We start from the raw sequence: 16819 nt of genomic DNA on the forward strand, positions 1-16819 counted from the left end.
CGCTCTTACGCCGTCTGTTTATCTCACCCAACTTCGGCTACCCGTATCAGCTTGCGATTCAAGAACTCGCCAATACCGATTTCAGATAGTTCCCGCCCGAAGCCGGAGTTCTTGACGCCGCCGAAGGGCAACCCAGGTGAGTCGGCGAAGCACGAGTTGATATAGACCATGCCGGAGTCGATATACGAAGCCACTCGCTTTGCATTCTCGACATCAGCATCGAAGACATAACCGCCCAAGCCATAAGGGGTGGCATTGGCTAGCTGGATTGCCTCTTCCTCGTTATCCACGATATAGAAGGACAGCACCGGACCGAACGCTTCCTGTGTATAAAGAGGATTGCTTTCAGAAATATCGGTGATGATCGTCGGTTCGAGATAGAAGCCCGGACGATCTACCCGCTTGCCTCCAAAGACGATTCGGCCCCCGGCGGCCTTCGCGTCATCAATCTGCTTGAGTAGTCCTTGCAGGGCTCGCTCACTGACAAGCGGACCGAGCAATGTGGCTTCATCCGTGGGATCGCCGACCTTGATCTCGGAGAATTTCTGCTTCAAGGCCTCCAACATCTGTTCGCCACGCTGCTTGCCAATGACGATGACGCGCTTGATGTTGACGCAACCTTGTCCCGAGTTGAACGTACGCCCCATCACGACCTGTTCCACTGCATGATCCAGCGGGGCACTCGGCATGATGATGGCCGGATCACTACCGCCCAGTTCGAGGATCACCTTCTTCAAGTTCCGGCCGGCGCGTTCGCCAACCGACGTTCCCGCACGTTCGCTGCCGGTCAGCGCCACACCACGAACACGGAAGTCTTCGATCAATTTGGCGATCTGATCGATGCTGCAGAAGAGATTCGTATAAGCCCCTTCAGGCGCACCGGCCTCCTCGAACAAGCGTGCGAACGCCAGCGCACATTGCGGCACGTTCTCAGCATGCTTCATCAGCACCACATTGCCGGCAATAAGCTGCGGTGCCGCGACCCGAACCAGTTGGTAATAGGGGAAATTCCAGGGCTCGATTGCCAGAATGACGCCGATGGGCTCGGACAGCAGGGTCGCGCCTGGCTCCCCTGGCAGTTCCTGCGCCGCCAGCAGCCGCTCGCCGTTCTTCGCGTAGTAGTCCAGGATATCGGCGACCAGATCGACCTCCATATAACCGAAGCGCGTGACCTTGCCCATTTCGAGGGTGGGATAGGTCACGTATTCATCGCGTTTTTCGCGAAGAATTTGGGCGGCTCGCGCGATGATAGCGACACGGTCGGCCACAGACCGCAACCGCCAGTCTTCACGATAGAGCTTGTCCGCCTTCTCCAACGCCGAGAAGACTTCAGCATCCGATTGAAGTGGAAATTCCTTTATGAGTTCGCCCGTTGCCGGGTTAATGCTCTGAAAGCTCATGGATAACTCCTCACTAGTGACACGTTGGATGGAAGAGAAAAGCAAGTCGATCGAATCTGCCCCGTGCTCGGACCGTAGAACGACTCTTCATGCGCCCCGACCGGTTCCGGAGATGCCTCGCTCGACGAGTTCGAGCGGGCCACCCGCCTTCGCCACTTGGACCGCTTGCATTGGTCGCATCGCTGCGCCTTTCTGTTCTGACTGCTCAGTGCACTGGGCAGCCTGACCGGCCATATATCGAAAACGTTTTCTTTATATGGCAAAAAAATCACCATTCCCTACTCCGATCAGCCTGGTGGAGCCTGACTAAAACGAACTGCACCAATGACCGGGGCATGCCACTTCATTGCGTGTTCGGTGTAGATCTCGACCTGCGGCTGGAGCCCCTCCTGATCGTCAAGGGTTCCCGCCTTCACCAAGACGATGCCAGGCAGATTCATCGCCTTGGTCATGATTGGGGAACCGCAATTGCCACAAAAATGGCGATAGGACGGCAGCCCACTATCACCCGTATCCACCAAGAACTTGGTTTCCCCTGCTTGTTCGTAATCTCCCTCCTTTACCAAAAGGTTCACGGAAAACGCACTGCCACTCGCTCTTTGGCAATGGCTGCAATGGCAAACCACAATGGCTTGTGGCTCATCCTTTACCTTGTATCGAATAGCGCCGCACAAGCAGCCGCCCTCACGCGCTCTCATGGTCCAATCTCTCCATCAAGCAATACGTCAAAAAAAACGAAAACGTTTTCGAAAAATTACCGCTCTTACCCGCGACTGTCAAGACGAGCCTGTATAGGGTTAAGGGGTTGCCACGTCCCCTCCATGAGAGGAGCACAAGATCAATTCCAGCGACCAGACCTCCCGCGGGGCCTCGGCTGATCAGCCTCTCAGGAGTGCGAGAAGTAGTTCGACCATCCTCCACCCAGCTTCCAGCGTTGGTGCAGAGAAGGTTGCCAACGGTGGAGTCAAATAGAGCCCAGCGGATGGTTGTCGCATCCAATGATCGCTACGCGAGTGCCCGAGCGCATCCCCATTTCGACGATGGCCTGCATCGCTCCAATCGCGATGAGGTCATGACCACACATCAGCGCTGTGGGCGGGTTATCCATTGCCAGAAGTTGTCGGGCCCCGCTTAGTCCACCGTCCTCTGAGAGATCGCATTCCACGATGAGGCCGGGGTCGAACGACAACTTCGCAGCGTCTAAGGCGGCGAGATAACCTTCGGGCAAGTAATGACTGAACATGAGGTAGGCCGAGGTGAAGCGCTAGTTCGACGATATCTATCCGCAGCTTCATTCCTATCCCGCTGCCAATGCTCAGCCAAAAACAATTCGGCTCGCTATAACAGATGCCTATCATGAAGGCCCGCGTTGGCACCCGACCTGCCAAGACTCCGACCCATCAGGCAACTGGCGCCGCTATGCCTCGGTGTAGCCATAAGACTTGCGAGGCGCGGGAGATTGGAAGCTACCCTTGGCCCACTCCTTTACACGAGCGATCCCGGCCAGTTTCAAGGCTTTTGCAAAGGGATCGTGTCGGGGGTGAGCAGTGATACCTGTTTCAGCGTGAAATGCTTGGGCTGGACTGGAGCCCTGCAGCAGGTAGTGCTCCGCAGCAATTACAGGTGTAGGCGTCCAGTTCGAGGCATAGCGTCAACGCTGCGTAGGCACGAAGCAAGAAGTTTACTTGATTTTGTCTACCCCCTCCTAAGCTCTGACTGTTGGGATCACAAAACGGCGGAACTCAACAGGTCAAACCGTTGGCCTTCACGGAAAAACTCACGATGCCGAAAGACGTGGACTTCAAAATACCAGAACCAAATTCACATTGGCATTGAGCGCGCTTTCTCGCCGTGGCGAAAACGTAGGGTTGTCAGTATGGATGAGTGCGGATTGAACATAAATTCCGCGACTCACTCGGTAGGCGTAGGAAACCGACAAACTAGTCGATGCGTTCGCATAGTCCAGGTCCGCTGCTGACGCATTGCGTCTTGCCCAGCTGCTGTATTGGTTTTTTGAAATACCAATGGCAAATAGATCGTATGGACGAGATTCAAACGGCGCCAAGCTGTAAATCGAGCCACCGAAAGCGCCAGGTAAATAATTGACACTTTCCCTGCCCTGATTGACATAGGCGTTCACGTACCAGCCCTTATAGGGCAATGCTGAGCTCGGTTGTGTCAACTGGAGATCACCAACTACGTATGAGCCGTGATTGCTGCTTTTTCGTTCCGGGTCGTCCAGCCTGGTGTAATCCGAGTTGTTATAAATAAGGCCGCCGCGCAACCATATCTTCTTCTGCTCGGGCCCGGCTTCGACTCGATAACCTACCTCGTTAATAACTACAGCCTTGGCATCTTTTGTATGGAATTTCAAACCGGACTTATTGTCGTCAGCATCGGCAAACAGTCCATCGGGACTGATACTTCGGGCCACGCCAAAGTGATTGTAATAACGCTTATCTTTGGAGTAGAGGCGAATATCGAACGCCGGCGATGGTTTAAATCCCTGGGCGCCGGTTTGAGCAAGAAGTCCACTGCTCGGGCCGAGCGTCGAGGCGGCAATATTGTTCCCCAATAGGGTCCCGTAGAACTGGCCTGCCAGACTGTAATAACCTAATTGGACAACCACTTGATCATCATGAAACGGAACTCGAGCGGAAAGCTGACTTATAAATGCCTCACGAAGTCCATCTCCACGAAAGCTACTGTAGGCAAACGATCCACCCAAGGTAAATAAAGATCCTTTGGGAAGCCCGTGCCGCTCTAGGTCATGGTTTATCAAAAGGCTGCCGGTCGACGTATAAGAAGGCCTTTGCCCACTGTACACTTGCGTCTCGCGATCGTGACCTTTTAGATCATAGGTAACACCACTGGTAAGTATGAGTTGCGCATTCCACCCCGCGTCGTACATGAAATCGCGAAACCCTCCTAATTCAGGGGCAATCGATTCGCAATTGGAGGGAAAAGGCGACTCGGAACCTGTGTAGTTGTATCGATCGTATTTCAAACATTCAGGGGTGTCAGGAGTTGCTGCGATTTCGTTGGAATCAACTTCGCTAGCGCTTGCGGTCAGCCCGAGAGGAGAGAGAGAGATAAGGGAAACAATAACTATGCTCAAGCTCGAGGGTTGCCAGCCTTTACACGCGATAAGTTTCATGCGTGAGCAAAATGTGTGCTCTCCGGATTTTTTTGAGTCGAAGGATGCATGCACGATGACATTTTTCATCTTATTTCCTTTCTTTTTTTTGTGGTTAGTTATGGGTGCACTGCCGTGAGACAACGCTTAAATTTGGGAAGACTTGCAGGAGGACCGGTAGAGCTTGCCCATGTGGGTCATGCCGTCGAAACGCGACGACCCCTCCTTCAATGCCATGTCGATTTCGAGAGCGGAGCCCGTGTCCAGGCACAAAGTGCGGATGACCAGGCCCGGCGACCGTTTGGGCGAATGATCATTCGACTTCATACGGTCGCCAACGGACATCAGTCCGTCCGCACCGCAGCCGTCACGACGATTTCTACTTTGATTTCCGGCATCGCCAGCCGAGCCTCTACCGTTGCGCGCGGCGGCGCATAGCCGGCAGGCACCCAGTCGTCCCACGCTGCGTTCATCTCCGCGAAGTCGGCGATGTCGGCCAGGAAGATCTCAGCCCTCAGGATCAGTGTCTTGTCCGAGCCCACGCGGGCCAGCAGAGCATCGATCGCATTCAGGACTTGGGCCGTCTGGCCCCGCACGTCCGCATTCATGTCGGAGGGGATCTGGCCGGCTAAGTAAGCGACACCATTGTGAATGGCAATCTGGGAGATGCGGGGGCCGACATCGAAGCGTTGAAGGTTGGTCATAGCAAGTCTCGTCTCGGTGAAAAAATGGGAGTCGAATCTCTGAAACACCCGCGGCGGAGCCGGCCCTACCCGTGCGGGCCAACGACTTGGATGCGGGTAGCTCGTGTTGCGCTGGCTAGTCGCGCCAGATCTGCTCGGCCAGTCGCAGCCAGTTGCCGCCAAACACAGCCGCCAGCTCGGCGTCGGCCATACCTAGCCTGCTCAGCTCGGCAGCCAGTGCCGGGAGCTCGGCCGGCGTCATCATCTTCATGCCGGCCCCATAGCCTAGGTGGGGCGGGAACTTGTCCGGGTTCGCGGCGAGGAAGTCGTCGATGTCCTGGCGGTCGTGAATGAAATCCAGCCCGATGCCGACATGCTCGATGCCGACCAGTTCGGCAACGTACATCACGTGCCGCGCCACATTGGCTGGCGACGCGTCGTTACCGCCGAGGAACAGGCCAATGCCATTGATGCCGATGACGCCACCGCGTGCGGCGCAGGCGCGGATCAACTCATCGGGGATGTTGCGCGGGTGCTCGTACAACGCACGCGGGTTCGAATGCGAGAAGATCAGCGGCACAGGCGATGCGTCGATCGCCTCCCGGGCCGTGCGATAGCCGGTATGCGAGCAGCAGCCAATCATGCCGACGCGCGCCATTTCCTCCAGCATCGCCCGACCCAAAGCGGTCAGGCCGGGGTCATCGTCCTGGCAGCCACCGCCGGCGCGGTTGTTCCGGTTGTAGGCCAGCAGCATCCAGCACACGCCGAGGTCCCGATACAGCTCGATCAGGCTGAGCTGGTCGCCGACCGCGTTGGCACCTTCGATGTCGAAACCCACAGCCAGTTGCCCGGCGGCGCGGGCGGCGTGGATGTCTGCTACCGATCGGATCAACCGGTATTGCGCGGGGCGTGCGGCCAGCCATGCGCGGAAGGTGGCGAGCATGCGCAGGTGCGCCTCGATCGAGTCGTCGCCGAAACCGACGTTGAGCATCACGACGTCAGTACCGTTGAGGTGATGCCATTCGAGCTGGTCCATGAAGCTGACATCCTGCGGACGCAGGGGCATGCAGGCATGGTTGTCCCAGACCAGCATCGAGGAAATCAGCGAAGGCGTTTTTTGTACGGGGGCTTTCATCGTCATTCCTTCCGTTCGAATTGCAGATGCCGCGTACGCATGGTGTCGAGGACGAAGCCTGTCACGCGGCCGTCTTTGTGTTCGACGTTGAGGACCCCGTGTAAACGCAATGTCGGGATCGACGACGCCAGGCCGAAGACGTCTGCGCTGAACGCTTCAAGCGGCATCACCGAGACCGCATGCGCGCCGTGGACGTGCAGGTTCAGGGCCTCGCCATCGAAGCGGACCTCGGCGTCCGCGCCGAGGTCGGCGGCGTGGTAGCGGCCGACTAGTGCAGCACCTGCTTCCGCCAGCGATGGCGCGTCGGCTGGGAGACGCTTGAATGTCGATGCGTTGCCGGCTTCGCTGAACTGAAGCGAGGCCGGCACCTCCTGCAGGTCTGCCAATTGCGCGATGGGCAAGCTCAGTGGGCCGACGGCGAGTTCCTGAAAACCGATGTACAGCACATCGCCACCATCCGTCAGCGGCATCGCCGGACTGTTCAGAAAAGACAGACCCAGTTTGCCGCCGGCATCATCGAAGCCGATCACCTGACCAGTGCTCTTCGAGTGGTAACGGGTCCCCAACAACGGATAGAACCGCTCCGTCGCGGCCTTCTCAGCAGGCAGGCCGAGCACGTCGCCGAGCATGGCATCCACGACCTGGTTGGCGAGCTCGACAGGATTCACCAGCACGCCGTTGGTCATGATGATCACGTCGAGCTCATGACTCGGCACCGTCAGCATCTGCGAGGCACCGCCGATCACGCCGCCGGCATGGTGGATCACCTCGACGCCGCGGTAGTCGTGCCGCATCAGCCCGAGGGAGTAGGGATTGGTAATGCCGTTGTTCAGTCGCGAGAGCGTTGTCATCTGCGCCCAAGTGGCCTCGCTGCCGACCGTCTTCGGGCCGCGAAGGTGGACGAGCCAGCGCAGCATGTCGTCAACCGTCGAGATCATTGCGCCTTCGCCGAGCACCTCTTCGCTGGGGAAAATGCCGCGCTTCCAGCCACCGTCTGGCTGCGGCAGATGCAGGGTCGCCATGCCACGGTGGATCTCCAGGTCGCTCGGTACCGAGGCGGTGTCCAGCATGCCCAGTGGCGTAAAGATACGCTCGCGCAGGAACTGCTCGAAGGGCATGCCACTGGTCCGCACGATCACATGTGACAGCAGGTGATAACCGCTGTTGCAGTAAAGGCTTGACTCGCCCTGCGCGAAGTTCGCTGCAGTCTGGCGCAGCTGCGCCGCCAGCGCCTCGCCTTTTGGCCGTATCGCCATACCGTCGGCGATGAAGCCCAGGTCGAGATAGCAGCGGTAGCCCCCGGTATGCGACATCAACTGCCGCAGGCTGGGCTCCCCTGCGAGCTTCGGTAGTTCGGGGATGTAGCGGCGTATGCTTGCATCGGGATCGACCTTGCCCTCCTCGGCGAGCAGCAGCACGGCCAAGCAGGTGAAGTGCTTGCTGGTGGAACCGATACGCATGCGCGTCCAAGGCGTGTTGGCGACACCCAGCTCTACGCTGGCCAGGCCGAAACCGCGACGGTAGAGGGCCTTGCCGTGCTGCGCGACGCCAACGACCAGGCCCGGGGCATCGCTGCGATTGACTGCCTGGAAGAGCTCGTCCAGTGCAACGACACCGGCCTTGACCGCGACGCCCGGAGAAGATGATCCAGTCATTCGCCCCCCCTGCTCGAAAGCATGTCAGGTCGGCCTTGCAGCCCGCCGACGAACCAACCAGCGCGCCGGATAGGGGCTGGCGCCGAGCCGGCGCGGCCCGAGTGCTGTGCGATCATGCGGTCGGTGGAGTCTGCAACGTTCATGAGAGTCCTTGTGAGCGACAACTGATGCTTGGTACGTGCGTCGCATCGTAGCAATTAATTTTCCAAAACGGAATATAATTTTCAAAATCAGATATTGACGATACTGAATTTCACTTGGGGTAATGGAATGTGCCTGCTACAGTGCGCGCTATGAAAATGACCGATCCCACCACCGACAACCGCAACAACAACCCAGGCACGACGATCCGCGCCCTGCGCCGCAGTGCCGACATGACACTTGCCGAGCTGAGCGCGAAGACGGGCTTGGCCGCCTCGACCCTGTCGAAGCTGGAGGCCGGCCACGTATCGCTTTCGTTCGACAAGCTCGTGGCAATCAGCCGCGGCCTGGGTGTCGACATGACTGAACTGCTCGGCAATCCGGCTCCGGCCGTCGCTCCGGCTCCTAGCAGCAGCGGCCGGCGAGTGATGCTGCGCGCTGGCGAGGGCAAGCAGGTGGAAACCCGCTGCTATAGCCAGATCTACCTCGCCACGGAGTTGCTGCACAAGATGATGACGCCGATGATCGTCGAGGTACACGCCCGCACGATGGACGAGTTCCGCGCAGAGTTCGGTGACTTTATCCGCCATCCAGGCGAGGAGTTCGTGTATATCATCGAGGGCGAGGTGGAGTTCTGGAGCGATCTCTATGAGCCGATGCTCCTGCGCGCGGGCGACACGCTTTATTTCGACAGCGAGATGGGTCACGCCTACCTCAAGGCAAGCGACGCGCCCTGCCGCATCGTCGCGGCGGCCGCGCCGCGCGGGGGCACGAATCCGATGATCGAGACCTTTGTCTCGGCCTCCGAGAAACGAGCGACTGCCCCCAAGAGCCGCCTGAACGGGACAAAGCCACGGCACTCACTGCGAGCGAAGTGACACCCCTAATACGGAAAATTAATTTCCCTTTTGGAATTTTTATTTCGTATAGTCAACCCACCTTAACCGATGGGTGGCAGTGATGAGTCAAGTCAGGGAAGTTGATTTCGTGGTGATCGGCGCCGGCATCTCCGAGCCGTCGGCGGCGGCTTACCAGGCCGCGCGGGGCTCGGTGCTCCTGCTCGAGACCGAGGACCATCCCGGCAATCACTCCACCGGCCACTCGGCGGCCCTCATTTCGGAGCTCCACGGCAACGCCGTGGAGCGTCGCCTCACCCGTGCCAGCCGCAGCTTCCCGTTCAAGCCACCTGCCGGGTTTGCGGCGCCCCCCTTGGTGACGCCACGGGAAACGCTCTTTTTCGGCACGGCCGGCCAGTTGGATCTGCTGGAACGCTTGCACCAGAATCCCTATGTGGCGGCCCGAACGTGGCGCGCAGCGCCGGTGCCGCACCGCTCGGCTTACAACCCAAGCACCGCACCGCTGCGCTCGTCGATGTGCCGGACAACCGGGATGCCGCATGCTGGCCTGCATCCATCGCGGTCGACGAGCAGTTCTATTTCAAGCCGGATGCCGGCCTACTGCTGACCTCGCCCGCGGACGAGACCGATTCACCGCCTTGCGATTCACCGCCTTGCGATGCGCCAGCCAGACGAGCCCGACGTGGCCATCACCGTGGACCGCTTCGAACAGGCGCCTGGTTTTACAGGATCCACCCAGCTGGTCAGGCTACGAGCCTACCATTCACGAACCCGACCGCTCTTGAAAAGGTAGTGACATGACTCTGTTAATCACTGGCGCCACGATCATCGACGGCATCGCGGACAAGCCTCTCAACGGCAGCGCCATCCTGGTCGAGCACGGGCGCATCCGTGCAATTGGCCGACGCGAGGAGTTGGGCGTCCCGCTCGACGCTCACCATCTCGATCTGACGGGCAAGTTCCTCATCCCGGGTCTGATGAATGCCAACGTCCATCTACTTGTCAATGTGACCCCCGAAACACTACTGCGCTTCGATGGGCGCTATGAGGAGCTGATCACCGAGGCGGCTCAGGTCGCTTTGAAAGCCGGCATGACAACGGTGTTCGACACCTGGGGGCCGCGCCGCGCGCTGATGGCGGTACGCGATCGGATCGAAAGCGGCGAAGCCGTCGGAAGCCGCATTCGCTGCGCGGGCAACATCATCGGCTTCGATGGCCCTTTCTCAGGCGACTTCTTCGGCAAGGCGGCCGAGGTTGCGAGTTCGTGGTTCGTCGATCGCGTCAATGCGAGCTGGGTCGAGAACAGCGGGCGGCACCTGATGTGGATGACCCCGGCCCAGGTCGCAGAGGAAGTCGCCCGCTACATTGAGCGCGGCATCGACTTCGTCAAATATGGTGCATCCGAACATGGCGCACTTGCCGCAGGAGCCTTCCTGCAATTCTCCGAGCGCACGCAACGGGCGATCGTCGAGGCAGGGCGTGCCGCCGGTCGAACCGTCCAAGCGCACAGTACTACGGTCGAAAGCCTGCGCATGGCGATCGAGGCTGGATGCGACCTTGTCACCCATTGCAATATGACCGGCCCGGTGCCGATCCCAGACGAAACCCTCGACCTGTTCGCGCACACCCAATGTGGCGCGGTGATCTTTCCGGTTACCGAGGCGGGGCTGGCGCATGTCAAGGGAGCGGTATCCGATCACGAATGGACAATGTGGGCGGCCGCCGACATCAACGCGCGCAACCTCATCGACTCGAGCGCACCGATTCTGCTGGGCAATGACGGCGGAGTCTTCTCTCAGGAGCTGTTGCGCGAGCCCTGGCTGAAGGCCACTTGGAACGGCATGCCCGAACAAGAGGCGCTCGGCAGGCTTGCGACCGGACACTTCGCCTGGCTCCGTGCGATGGAGGAAAAGGGAATGGCGGCGATGGACCTGCTCCACGCGGCAACGCGCAACATCGCCCAGGCCTATAAGGTCGACGCCGATCTCGGCACCCTCGAAGCCGGCAAGATTGCCGACATGGTGGTTCTCGACAAGGACCCGCTGGAGGCAGCCGACCACTATCGCAGCATCCACGCGGTCATCAAGGACGGCGCGCTCGTCGACCTCGCCGCGCTGCCCGAACGTCCGCTGTTGACTGCGGATCTCCCGCCGCCACTCGAGGAGGAGGCCCATTTCAAGCGCTTCCTCCAGCATGGTGCCCGGCTGCCTGGATGCCCGTCATGCATCAGCGGTGGACATTGATAGCAATCGACTTGAAAGGACATTGAAATGACCATTGATTTCGCCGCGGTCATCGCGGACATCACGGGAAGCGGCGAAGTGACCGGCGCATCCTTCGCTTTCTGGGATGGCGACCAGATGCACCACGCCGTTGGCGGCCTGCGCAACAGCATGACCGGTGACCCGGTGACGCTCGACACGCTGATGCACATCGGCTCGATCACCAAGGTGCTGAACGCTACGCTTTTCATGCAATTGGTCGATGACGGGCTGATCGATCTCGACGATCCCGTAACCAGGCATCTGCCCGAATTGCGGCTGGGTGATCCAGAGGCTCTCTCCAGGATCACCTGCCGGATGCTCATCAATCACACCAATGGTATCGACTATGACTGCCCGGCCTACCGGGATTTCGACGAACAGCGCATCGACAATGCGATCGAGGATTGCGCGTCCAAGCTACAGTTACATCCGCCGGGCGAAGCGACAGCCTATTCGAATATCGGTACGGTCATCGCGGGCTACATCGCCCAGAAGCTCCGAGGTGAAGGCTGGTACAGCCTGATCAAGTCGCGCATTTTCGAGCCGCTCGGCCTTCATCATTCGCTGGCCGACATCACCGAACTTCCCCGGTTCCGCGTCAGTGTCGGCGATCAGGTCGACAAAGAGGGCAAGCTCGTTCAAAGCACCAAGCCGTTCCTGCCGTTGAGCTTTGCCCCGGCTGGAGCCACGGTCATGATGACCGCCAGCGATCTAGTGACATTCGCCCGAGCGCTGATTAACGGCGGCGTCGGCCTCAACGGTGCTCGTATTCTGTCGCAGGCCAGCGCGTCTCTCATGGCAAAAGAGACAACCGGATTTATTTCTCCTCACACGTGGCGTGTAGGCCTCGGTTGGATGCTCTTGTCTGGAGGCGTGCTTTTTCACGGCGGCGGTGGTCCGGGCGTATCCTCAGCGCTCTATGCGCACCCGGAGACCGGCAGAGCATTCGCGCTTCTTACCAACTGTTCAAAGTACGGGGCTTTCGATGCGAAGCTCATCGACCCCATTCTTGAAAGCTGGGGCGCGACGGCCGATCCTCTGACACCGATCGAAGGGGCTTTCGACACTGCGGCCTATGAGGGAAGTTTCGAGAATCAGCTTTTTCGGTTTGATGTCTACCGCGAAGGCGACCAGTTGTTGGCCAGGATGGTCGCAAGGCAGGACCTCTATGAGACCGACAACGCCGAGGCTCCGGTCTTTGAGCTGAAGCGGGTCGGTGACCATCTCTTCCAGATGAACCTGAACGGCGTGGCGCATCCATTCCCTCTGGCCTTCGTCAACCCTGACGCAACCGGGAAGATGCTGCGGCTGGGATCGATGGCCAGAATTTTCAACCGCGTGCCCTGAGATGGCCGTGCGCATCGATGAGTGGCCATCACGCAATGGTGAGTAGTCCGGTAGCTGATTTCTTCAATCTCCGCCTGCCTTGAGCGGTGGGTTTGATTGGCGCGGTGTGAATCGAAATCGAACTTCGTGTTTCGGGAAAGATGATGCAGAACGATTTTCGCGACCATCGGTCGTTCATTGAAGCCCAGCAGCTGACAAGAGCATGGTTGCGTCCAGGTAGCGGCGAAGCATCCAGCTTGAGCCAATTGATGGCAAGCCCGGACGGCTCCACAGCCGCTGCCACCGCAGTGGTTTGCGAGGAACTCCAAGGCCTGCCATCGACTCGGATCGCGCTAATCGACCTCGGCTCGGGCGCCATCGAGATCGTCACGAGCGGTCCGCGTTCGGATAGCAGCCCCAAATGGTCGCCAGACGGCTGTTCGATCGCTTACCTGTCAGATCGCGAGCAGGCCTATGTGAATCGCCTACGTATCCTCGATGTCAAGAGCCGCGCCGACCGTGCTGGCCCGGAAATCGACGGCTTCGTCGAATCGGCAGAGTGGTCGGCCGACGGCAAGTCTCTGCTGCTATGCGTCGCTGGCTTCGGATCTGATCTCGCGGGAGCGCAGGGCGCCTTCGCAGTCAGCCTCGATAGTGAAGCCGATGTGCAAGCTGGCTGGGCGCCCATTGTCGAAGGCGCGCCAGAGGCGTCCCCCTGGCGCAGTGCGTGGATCTATGATGTCGCTACAGCGAGTGTGCGTCGGATCACTTCGCCCAGCGTCAATGTCTGGCAGGCGAGTTGGGCTGGCCCCGATCACATTGTCGCGATCTGCTCAGCCCATCCGGAAGAGACTTGGTGGTACACGGCCGATGTCCGTCTGATAGCTGTCGAGGGCGGCACTATCCGTACATTGTTCAAACCCAAAGATCAGCTCAACAGCGTTGTCGCGACGCCGTCAGGCAACACGATCGCCGTGATCGAAGCCGTTTGCAGCGATCGCAACCTCGTTGCAGGTGATCTGCGGTTGATCGACGTCGCGAGCGCAAAGGTTACCCACGCAGCGACGCTCGATGCCGATGTCACCCAACTGATCTGGCGTGACGAGGACACGCTGCTCTTCGGCGCGGGCCAAGGCCCCGACTATGTCGCCGGTCTGCTCGATCGGCAGACAAGCAAGGTCCGCGAGTTGTGGCGCGACAGCCAGCGCCAGCCGTGCGGCTCTATTTTTCCGGAGATCGCGCCGCTCGGCAGCCATCCCGAGGATTTTCTGTTTCTCGTCGAATCCTTCTTGAATGCGCCAATGCTGATCGCGTACGAAGGTGGCACAGAGCGCTCCATCCGCACTTTTGGAACTCCCGAGCTTGATGCGCGCGTCCAGGCGCTTGGTGCCTCGGCGCGCGACTTCGTTTGGACGGCGCCCGACGGGCTTACCTTGCACGGCTGGCTCATCACGCCCAGGGGCGCTGGCCCGCATCCGCTCATCATGCACGTCCATGGAGGGCCGGTCTGGTACGTCCGCCCCCAATACATTGGCCGCTCAGCGCTGCAGCAAATCGCGCTCACAGCCGGCTATGCGCTGTTCCTGCCCAATCCGCGTGGATCAAGTGGACGCGGTCAGAAGTTTGCCCGCCTGGTGTTCGGCGATATGGGAGGGGCCGACACGTACGACTACCTGTCGGGGCTGGATGCGCTCGAATCGCAGGGCGTGATCGATCCCGCGCGGATCGGTGTCATGGGTGGTAGCTATGGCGGCTACATCACCTCCTGGCTAATTACACAAGATCAGCGCTTCGCCGCTGCCGTGCCGATGGCGCCGGTCACCAACTGGGTTAGCCAGCATCTGACCTGCAACGTGCCGACCTTCTGCGAACTGTTTCTCAGCGACAAGCTTGGTGACCCGCATGGTCAGTATTTCACGCGGAGCCCGATCCACTACGCCGACCGGGTGAAGACCCCGACGCTCCACATCTGTGGCGCGCTCGACAAGATCACGCCCGCAGGCCAAGCACTCGAGTTTCACCGGGCCTTGCAGGGCAGCACTGATGTGGAGAGCGTGCTGCTGACCTACCCGCAAGAAGGCCACGGGATACGCAACATGCCGGCGACCTTCGACTTCACTGCGCGGGTCATGTCTTGGTTCGAAAAGCATATGCCCGGACACCCAATTCATCTGACCGATCCGGATGACCTGTCGCTCAGTTAACCAACGAGATGCTGCATCACGGAGATCACGCAATTGATGGCATTGGAAAAGCAGCTGAGTTTTCTCAGAGAAATCGACCGCCTGAAGGGCGTCATACGACAATCTCCGCTGCTCGACAAAAGCAGAAAGGAAAACTCCGCTGAGCACTCGTGGCATCTGGCGATGTACGCCCTGATCCTGAGTGAATATGCCAGTGGACCCGTGGATATCAATCGCGTCATACGGATGCTTTTATTGCACGACATTGTCGAGATCGACGTGGGCGACTTCCCCATTCATGGCGAAGTATCACCCCAGGTGCAACAAGAGCTGGAATCCAAAGCGGCGCAGCGGTTGTTTGGCCAGTTGCCACAGCCGCAAGGCGATGAATTCATCGGACTGTGGCAAGAATTCGAGCAGGCGCAGACGGACGATGCGAAGTTCGCAAAAGCACTCGATCGCTTTCAACCTCTGCTGACCAACGTGTTCACCGATGGCGGGACCTGGTCAGAGAGCGACGTCTCCCTCGACCAGGTCACCGCCCGATACGGTCCAGTTATCGAGCGAGGTGCGCCTGAGCTGTGGGCGCTGTGTGAGCAGTGGATCGCCCAGCATTTCTCGACATAAGGCACAGGTGAACTGCGGTGCACCGATTGATCACCGAACTGATGGCTTGAAAGTAACTGTTTACCCAGTACGCTCGCTGACACGTGGCCGCCAGCACGATTCACCGACAACCGTGCGCACGCGTAGAGAATGACGCCCGTGTCCGCCTTCCAGGCTTCGTAGCCGGATCCGAGAGTAGCTGCCATTCATGAATCATAGATATGGAACACGCATCAAGATTGGGCAGAAGTAAATGAAGAAAGTTTATCAACTCATCCTGGCCAACTTAGTCCCTCAACAAAAATGCACAAGAAACTTACATTTCTGGCAGTGCCGCCGTCGCTAGTTGACTCCCACAATGTGCCCATCAACTGCCTTTTGCAATGAACCATGAAGGCATTACTGAGGAGTCAAGACATGTCGGGTAAATTCAACAATCAAGTAGCAGTCGTCACGGGCGCTTCCACCGGGATAGGCTTTGCAATTGCGCAAGCATTGGTTGCCGAGGGCGCTAAACGTGTCTACATCACTGGTCGCTCACCGGCAACGCTGGAGGCTGCGGCTGCGAAACTGGACGGTAAAGCGGTCGCGGTCGTGTCCGATGTTGCCACACAGGCCGACCTTGATGCACTCAAGGTATTGGTTGAACAACAAGACGATCAACTGGATGCGGTGTTTGCCAACGCTGGCGTATGCGAAAAAAACCCGGTCGGCGAAACCACCGAGGCTGCCTATTACACGATGTTCGACATTAACGTCAAAGGCGTGTTCTTCACTGTTCAGACGCTCTTGCCATTGATGAAAGATGGCGCGTCGATCGTTCTGACCGCCTCCATTTGCTCCAGCAACGGAATGGAAGGCCTGAGCCTCTACAATGCTTCCAAGGCTGCGGTGCGCTCATTTGCACGGACCTGGGCCAATGAGCTCAAAGGCCGGAAAATTCGTGCCAACGTGCTGAGCCCTGGCTTCACCAGAACGCCATTGATGGATAACGGCCTGAAGATGGATGAGAGCCAGATCGAAGCACTCAGAAACCATGTAGAGCAAATTGTGCCGCTGGGTTACATGGCCCAACCTGAGGAAATCGCCACATCAGCTCTTTTCCTGGCATCGGCCGATGCCAAGTATGTCAACGGTGTGGAACTGATGGTCGACGGCGGTCTTTCGCAAATTTGACGCCCCCCCCAAGTCGATATCACCAGACTATTAGCCCATCCATAAATCTCGATCGGGCGTTGCCTCTTCAACGCCCGACAATCTTGGTGATAGCCCATCCAGCTATCTCGCTCAGGCAGCTCGGTTTCAGTGTCCAGGCGCTCGAGGGCCAGGCCGCTGCGCTCCATTTCTTGCGCCAGAAAGAGGATGCTCTCACCAACAGCGGTCAGCTTCAGCCCCTGGTTGGCAAGCCTGTACAACACCCGCCGTTGGGGTGG

General features: G+C 58.9%; 15 protein-coding genes and 1 pseudogene. 7 read left to right on the forward strand and 9 right to left on the reverse strand.

Going from position 1 to position 16819, the window contains the following annotated elements:
- Positions 1 to 23: 23 nt before the first annotated feature.
- From ACYU03_RS20385 to ACYU03_RS20425, 9 genes and pseudogenes are all read right to left on the reverse strand, one after another.
- Positions 24 to 1400 carry an NAD-dependent succinate-semialdehyde dehydrogenase gene (locus tag ACYU03_RS20385; protein WP_461886430.1) on the reverse strand — a complete coding sequence of 459 codons (1377 nt, stop codon included), beginning with the start codon at positions 1398 to 1400 and terminating at the stop codon, positions 24 to 26.
- Positions 1401 to 1687: 287 nt separating this feature from the next.
- Complete coding sequence (locus ACYU03_RS20390; RefSeq protein ID WP_461886431.1) at positions 1688 to 2098, reverse strand: GFA family protein; 411 nt, start codon at positions 2096 to 2098, stop codon at positions 1688 to 1690.
- Positions 2099 to 2364: 266 nt separating this feature from the next.
- Positions 2365 to 2643 carry a substrate-binding domain-containing protein gene (locus ACYU03_RS20395; RefSeq protein ID WP_461886432.1) on the reverse strand — a complete coding sequence of 93 codons (279 nt, stop codon included), beginning with the start codon at positions 2641 to 2643 and terminating at the stop codon, positions 2365 to 2367.
- Between the two features lie 177 nt (positions 2644 to 2820).
- Positions 2821 to 3047 (reverse strand): annotated as a pseudogene (locus tag ACYU03_RS20400) (IS5/IS1182 family transposase); the annotation flags it as partial.
- 154 nt (positions 3048 to 3201) lie between these two features.
- Positions 3202 to 4626 carry a carbohydrate porin gene (locus ACYU03_RS20405; RefSeq protein WP_461886433.1) on the reverse strand — a complete coding sequence of 475 codons (1425 nt, stop codon included), beginning with the start codon at positions 4624 to 4626 and terminating at the stop codon, positions 3202 to 3204.
- 57 nt (positions 4627 to 4683) lie between these two features.
- Positions 4684 to 4881 (reverse strand): hypothetical protein, encoded by a 198-nt coding sequence (locus ACYU03_RS20410; RefSeq protein WP_461886434.1) that lies wholly within the window; start codon positions 4879 to 4881, stop codon positions 4684 to 4686.
- Positions 4881 to 5240, reverse strand: a complete 360-nt coding sequence (locus tag ACYU03_RS20415; RefSeq protein ID WP_461886435.1) for a RidA family protein — start codon at positions 5238 to 5240, stop codon at positions 4881 to 4883. The genes ACYU03_RS20410 and ACYU03_RS20415 overlap by 1 nt, the downstream gene beginning before the upstream one ends.
- A 115-nt stretch (positions 5241 to 5355) precedes the next feature.
- Positions 5356 to 6354, reverse strand: a complete 999-nt coding sequence (locus tag ACYU03_RS20420) for a dipeptidase (RefSeq protein ID WP_461886436.1) — start codon at positions 6352 to 6354, stop codon at positions 5356 to 5358.
- A gap of 2 nt (positions 6355 to 6356) precedes the next feature.
- Entirely contained in the window at positions 6357 to 8009 is a 1653-nt protein-coding gene (locus tag ACYU03_RS20425; RefSeq protein WP_461886437.1) for a serine hydrolase domain-containing protein, read from the reverse strand.
- Between the two features lie 293 nt (positions 8010 to 8302).
- On the opposite strand from ACYU03_RS20425, the gene ACYU03_RS20430 reads away from it, so the two are divergent.
- The 7 genes from ACYU03_RS20430 to ACYU03_RS20460 all read left to right on the forward strand — a co-directional run bounded on the left by ACYU03_RS20430 (position 8303) and on the right by ACYU03_RS20460 (position 16562).
- Complete coding sequence (locus tag ACYU03_RS20430; protein ID WP_461886438.1) at positions 8303 to 9028, forward strand: helix-turn-helix domain-containing protein; 726 nt, start codon at positions 8303 to 8305, stop codon at positions 9026 to 9028.
- 82 nt (positions 9029 to 9110) lie between these two features.
- Positions 9111 to 9614 (forward strand): FAD-dependent oxidoreductase, encoded by a 504-nt coding sequence (locus ACYU03_RS20435; protein WP_461886439.1) that lies wholly within the window; start codon positions 9111 to 9113, stop codon positions 9612 to 9614.
- Positions 9615 to 9804: 190 nt separating this feature from the next.
- On the forward strand, positions 9805 to 11250 hold the full coding sequence (locus ACYU03_RS20440) for an amidohydrolase family protein (protein WP_461886440.1): 1446 nt from the start codon (positions 9805 to 9807) through the stop codon (positions 11248 to 11250).
- Between the two features lie 27 nt (positions 11251 to 11277).
- A complete protein-coding gene (locus ACYU03_RS20445; RefSeq protein WP_461886441.1) occupies positions 11278 to 12618 on the forward strand; it encodes a serine hydrolase domain-containing protein in 1341 nt (446 codons plus the stop codon).
- A gap of 143 nt (positions 12619 to 12761) precedes the next feature.
- On the forward strand, positions 12762 to 14801 hold the full coding sequence (locus ACYU03_RS20450) for a prolyl oligopeptidase family serine peptidase (RefSeq protein ID WP_461886442.1): 2040 nt from the start codon (positions 12762 to 12764) through the stop codon (positions 14799 to 14801).
- A 36-nt stretch (positions 14802 to 14837) separates the two neighbouring features.
- Positions 14838 to 15407 (forward strand): HD domain-containing protein, encoded by a 570-nt coding sequence (locus ACYU03_RS20455; protein ID WP_461886443.1) that lies wholly within the window; start codon positions 14838 to 14840, stop codon positions 15405 to 15407.
- A 396-nt stretch (positions 15408 to 15803) separates the two neighbouring features.
- Positions 15804 to 16562, forward strand: a complete 759-nt coding sequence (locus ACYU03_RS20460) for an SDR family NAD(P)-dependent oxidoreductase (RefSeq protein ID WP_461886444.1) — start codon at positions 15804 to 15806, stop codon at positions 16560 to 16562.
- The last annotated feature ends 257 nt before the right edge of the window (positions 16563 to 16819 follow it).

This window comes from Pseudomonas sp. X10 (assembly GCF_054889225.1).

What these genes read in the sequence shown, in the direction of transcription:
- ACYU03_RS20450 (WP_461886442.1), top strand. Translation starts at nt 12,762, where the DNA reads ATGCAGAACGATTTTCGCGACCATCGGTCGTTCATTGAAGCCCAGCAG.
- ACYU03_RS20420 (WP_461886436.1), bottom strand. Translation starts at nt 6,354, where the DNA reads ATGAAAGCCCCCGTACAAAAAACGCCTTCGCTGATTTCCTCGATGCTG.
- ACYU03_RS20455 (WP_461886443.1), top strand. Translation starts at nt 14,838, where the DNA reads ATGGCATTGGAAAAGCAGCTGAGTTTTCTCAGAGAAATCGACCGCCTG.
- ACYU03_RS20410 (WP_461886434.1), bottom strand. Translation starts at nt 4,881, where the DNA reads ATGTCCGTTGGCGACCGTATGAAGTCGAATGATCATTCGCCCAAACGG.
- ACYU03_RS20390 (WP_461886431.1), bottom strand. Translation starts at nt 2,098, where the DNA reads ATGAGAGCGCGTGAGGGCGGCTGCTTGTGCGGCGCTATTCGATACAAG.
- ACYU03_RS20445 (WP_461886441.1), top strand. Translation starts at nt 11,278, where the DNA reads ATGACCATTGATTTCGCCGCGGTCATCGCGGACATCACGGGAAGCGGC.
- ACYU03_RS20405 (WP_461886433.1), bottom strand. Translation starts at nt 4,626, where the DNA reads ATGAAAAATGTCATCGTGCATGCATCCTTCGACTCAAAAAAATCCGGA.
- ACYU03_RS20435 (WP_461886439.1), top strand. Translation starts at nt 9,111, where the DNA reads ATGAGTCAAGTCAGGGAAGTTGATTTCGTGGTGATCGGCGCCGGCATC.
- ACYU03_RS20440 (WP_461886440.1), top strand. Translation starts at nt 9,805, where the DNA reads ATGACTCTGTTAATCACTGGCGCCACGATCATCGACGGCATCGCGGAC.
- ACYU03_RS20395 (WP_461886432.1), bottom strand. Translation starts at nt 2,643, where the DNA reads ATGTTCAGTCATTACTTGCCCGAAGGTTATCTCGCCGCCTTAGACGCT.
- ACYU03_RS20430 (WP_461886438.1), top strand. Translation starts at nt 8,303, where the DNA reads ATGAAAATGACCGATCCCACCACCGACAACCGCAACAACAACCCAGGC.
- ACYU03_RS20385 (WP_461886430.1), bottom strand. Translation starts at nt 1,400, where the DNA reads ATGAGCTTTCAGAGCATTAACCCGGCAACGGGCGAACTCATAAAGGAA.
- ACYU03_RS20425 (WP_461886437.1), bottom strand. Translation starts at nt 8,009, where the DNA reads ATGACTGGATCATCTTCTCCGGGCGTCGCGGTCAAGGCCGGTGTCGTT.
- ACYU03_RS20415 (WP_461886435.1), bottom strand. Translation starts at nt 5,240, where the DNA reads ATGACCAACCTTCAACGCTTCGATGTCGGCCCCCGCATCTCCCAGATT.
- ACYU03_RS20460 (WP_461886444.1), top strand. Translation starts at nt 15,804, where the DNA reads ATGTCGGGTAAATTCAACAATCAAGTAGCAGTCGTCACGGGCGCTTCC.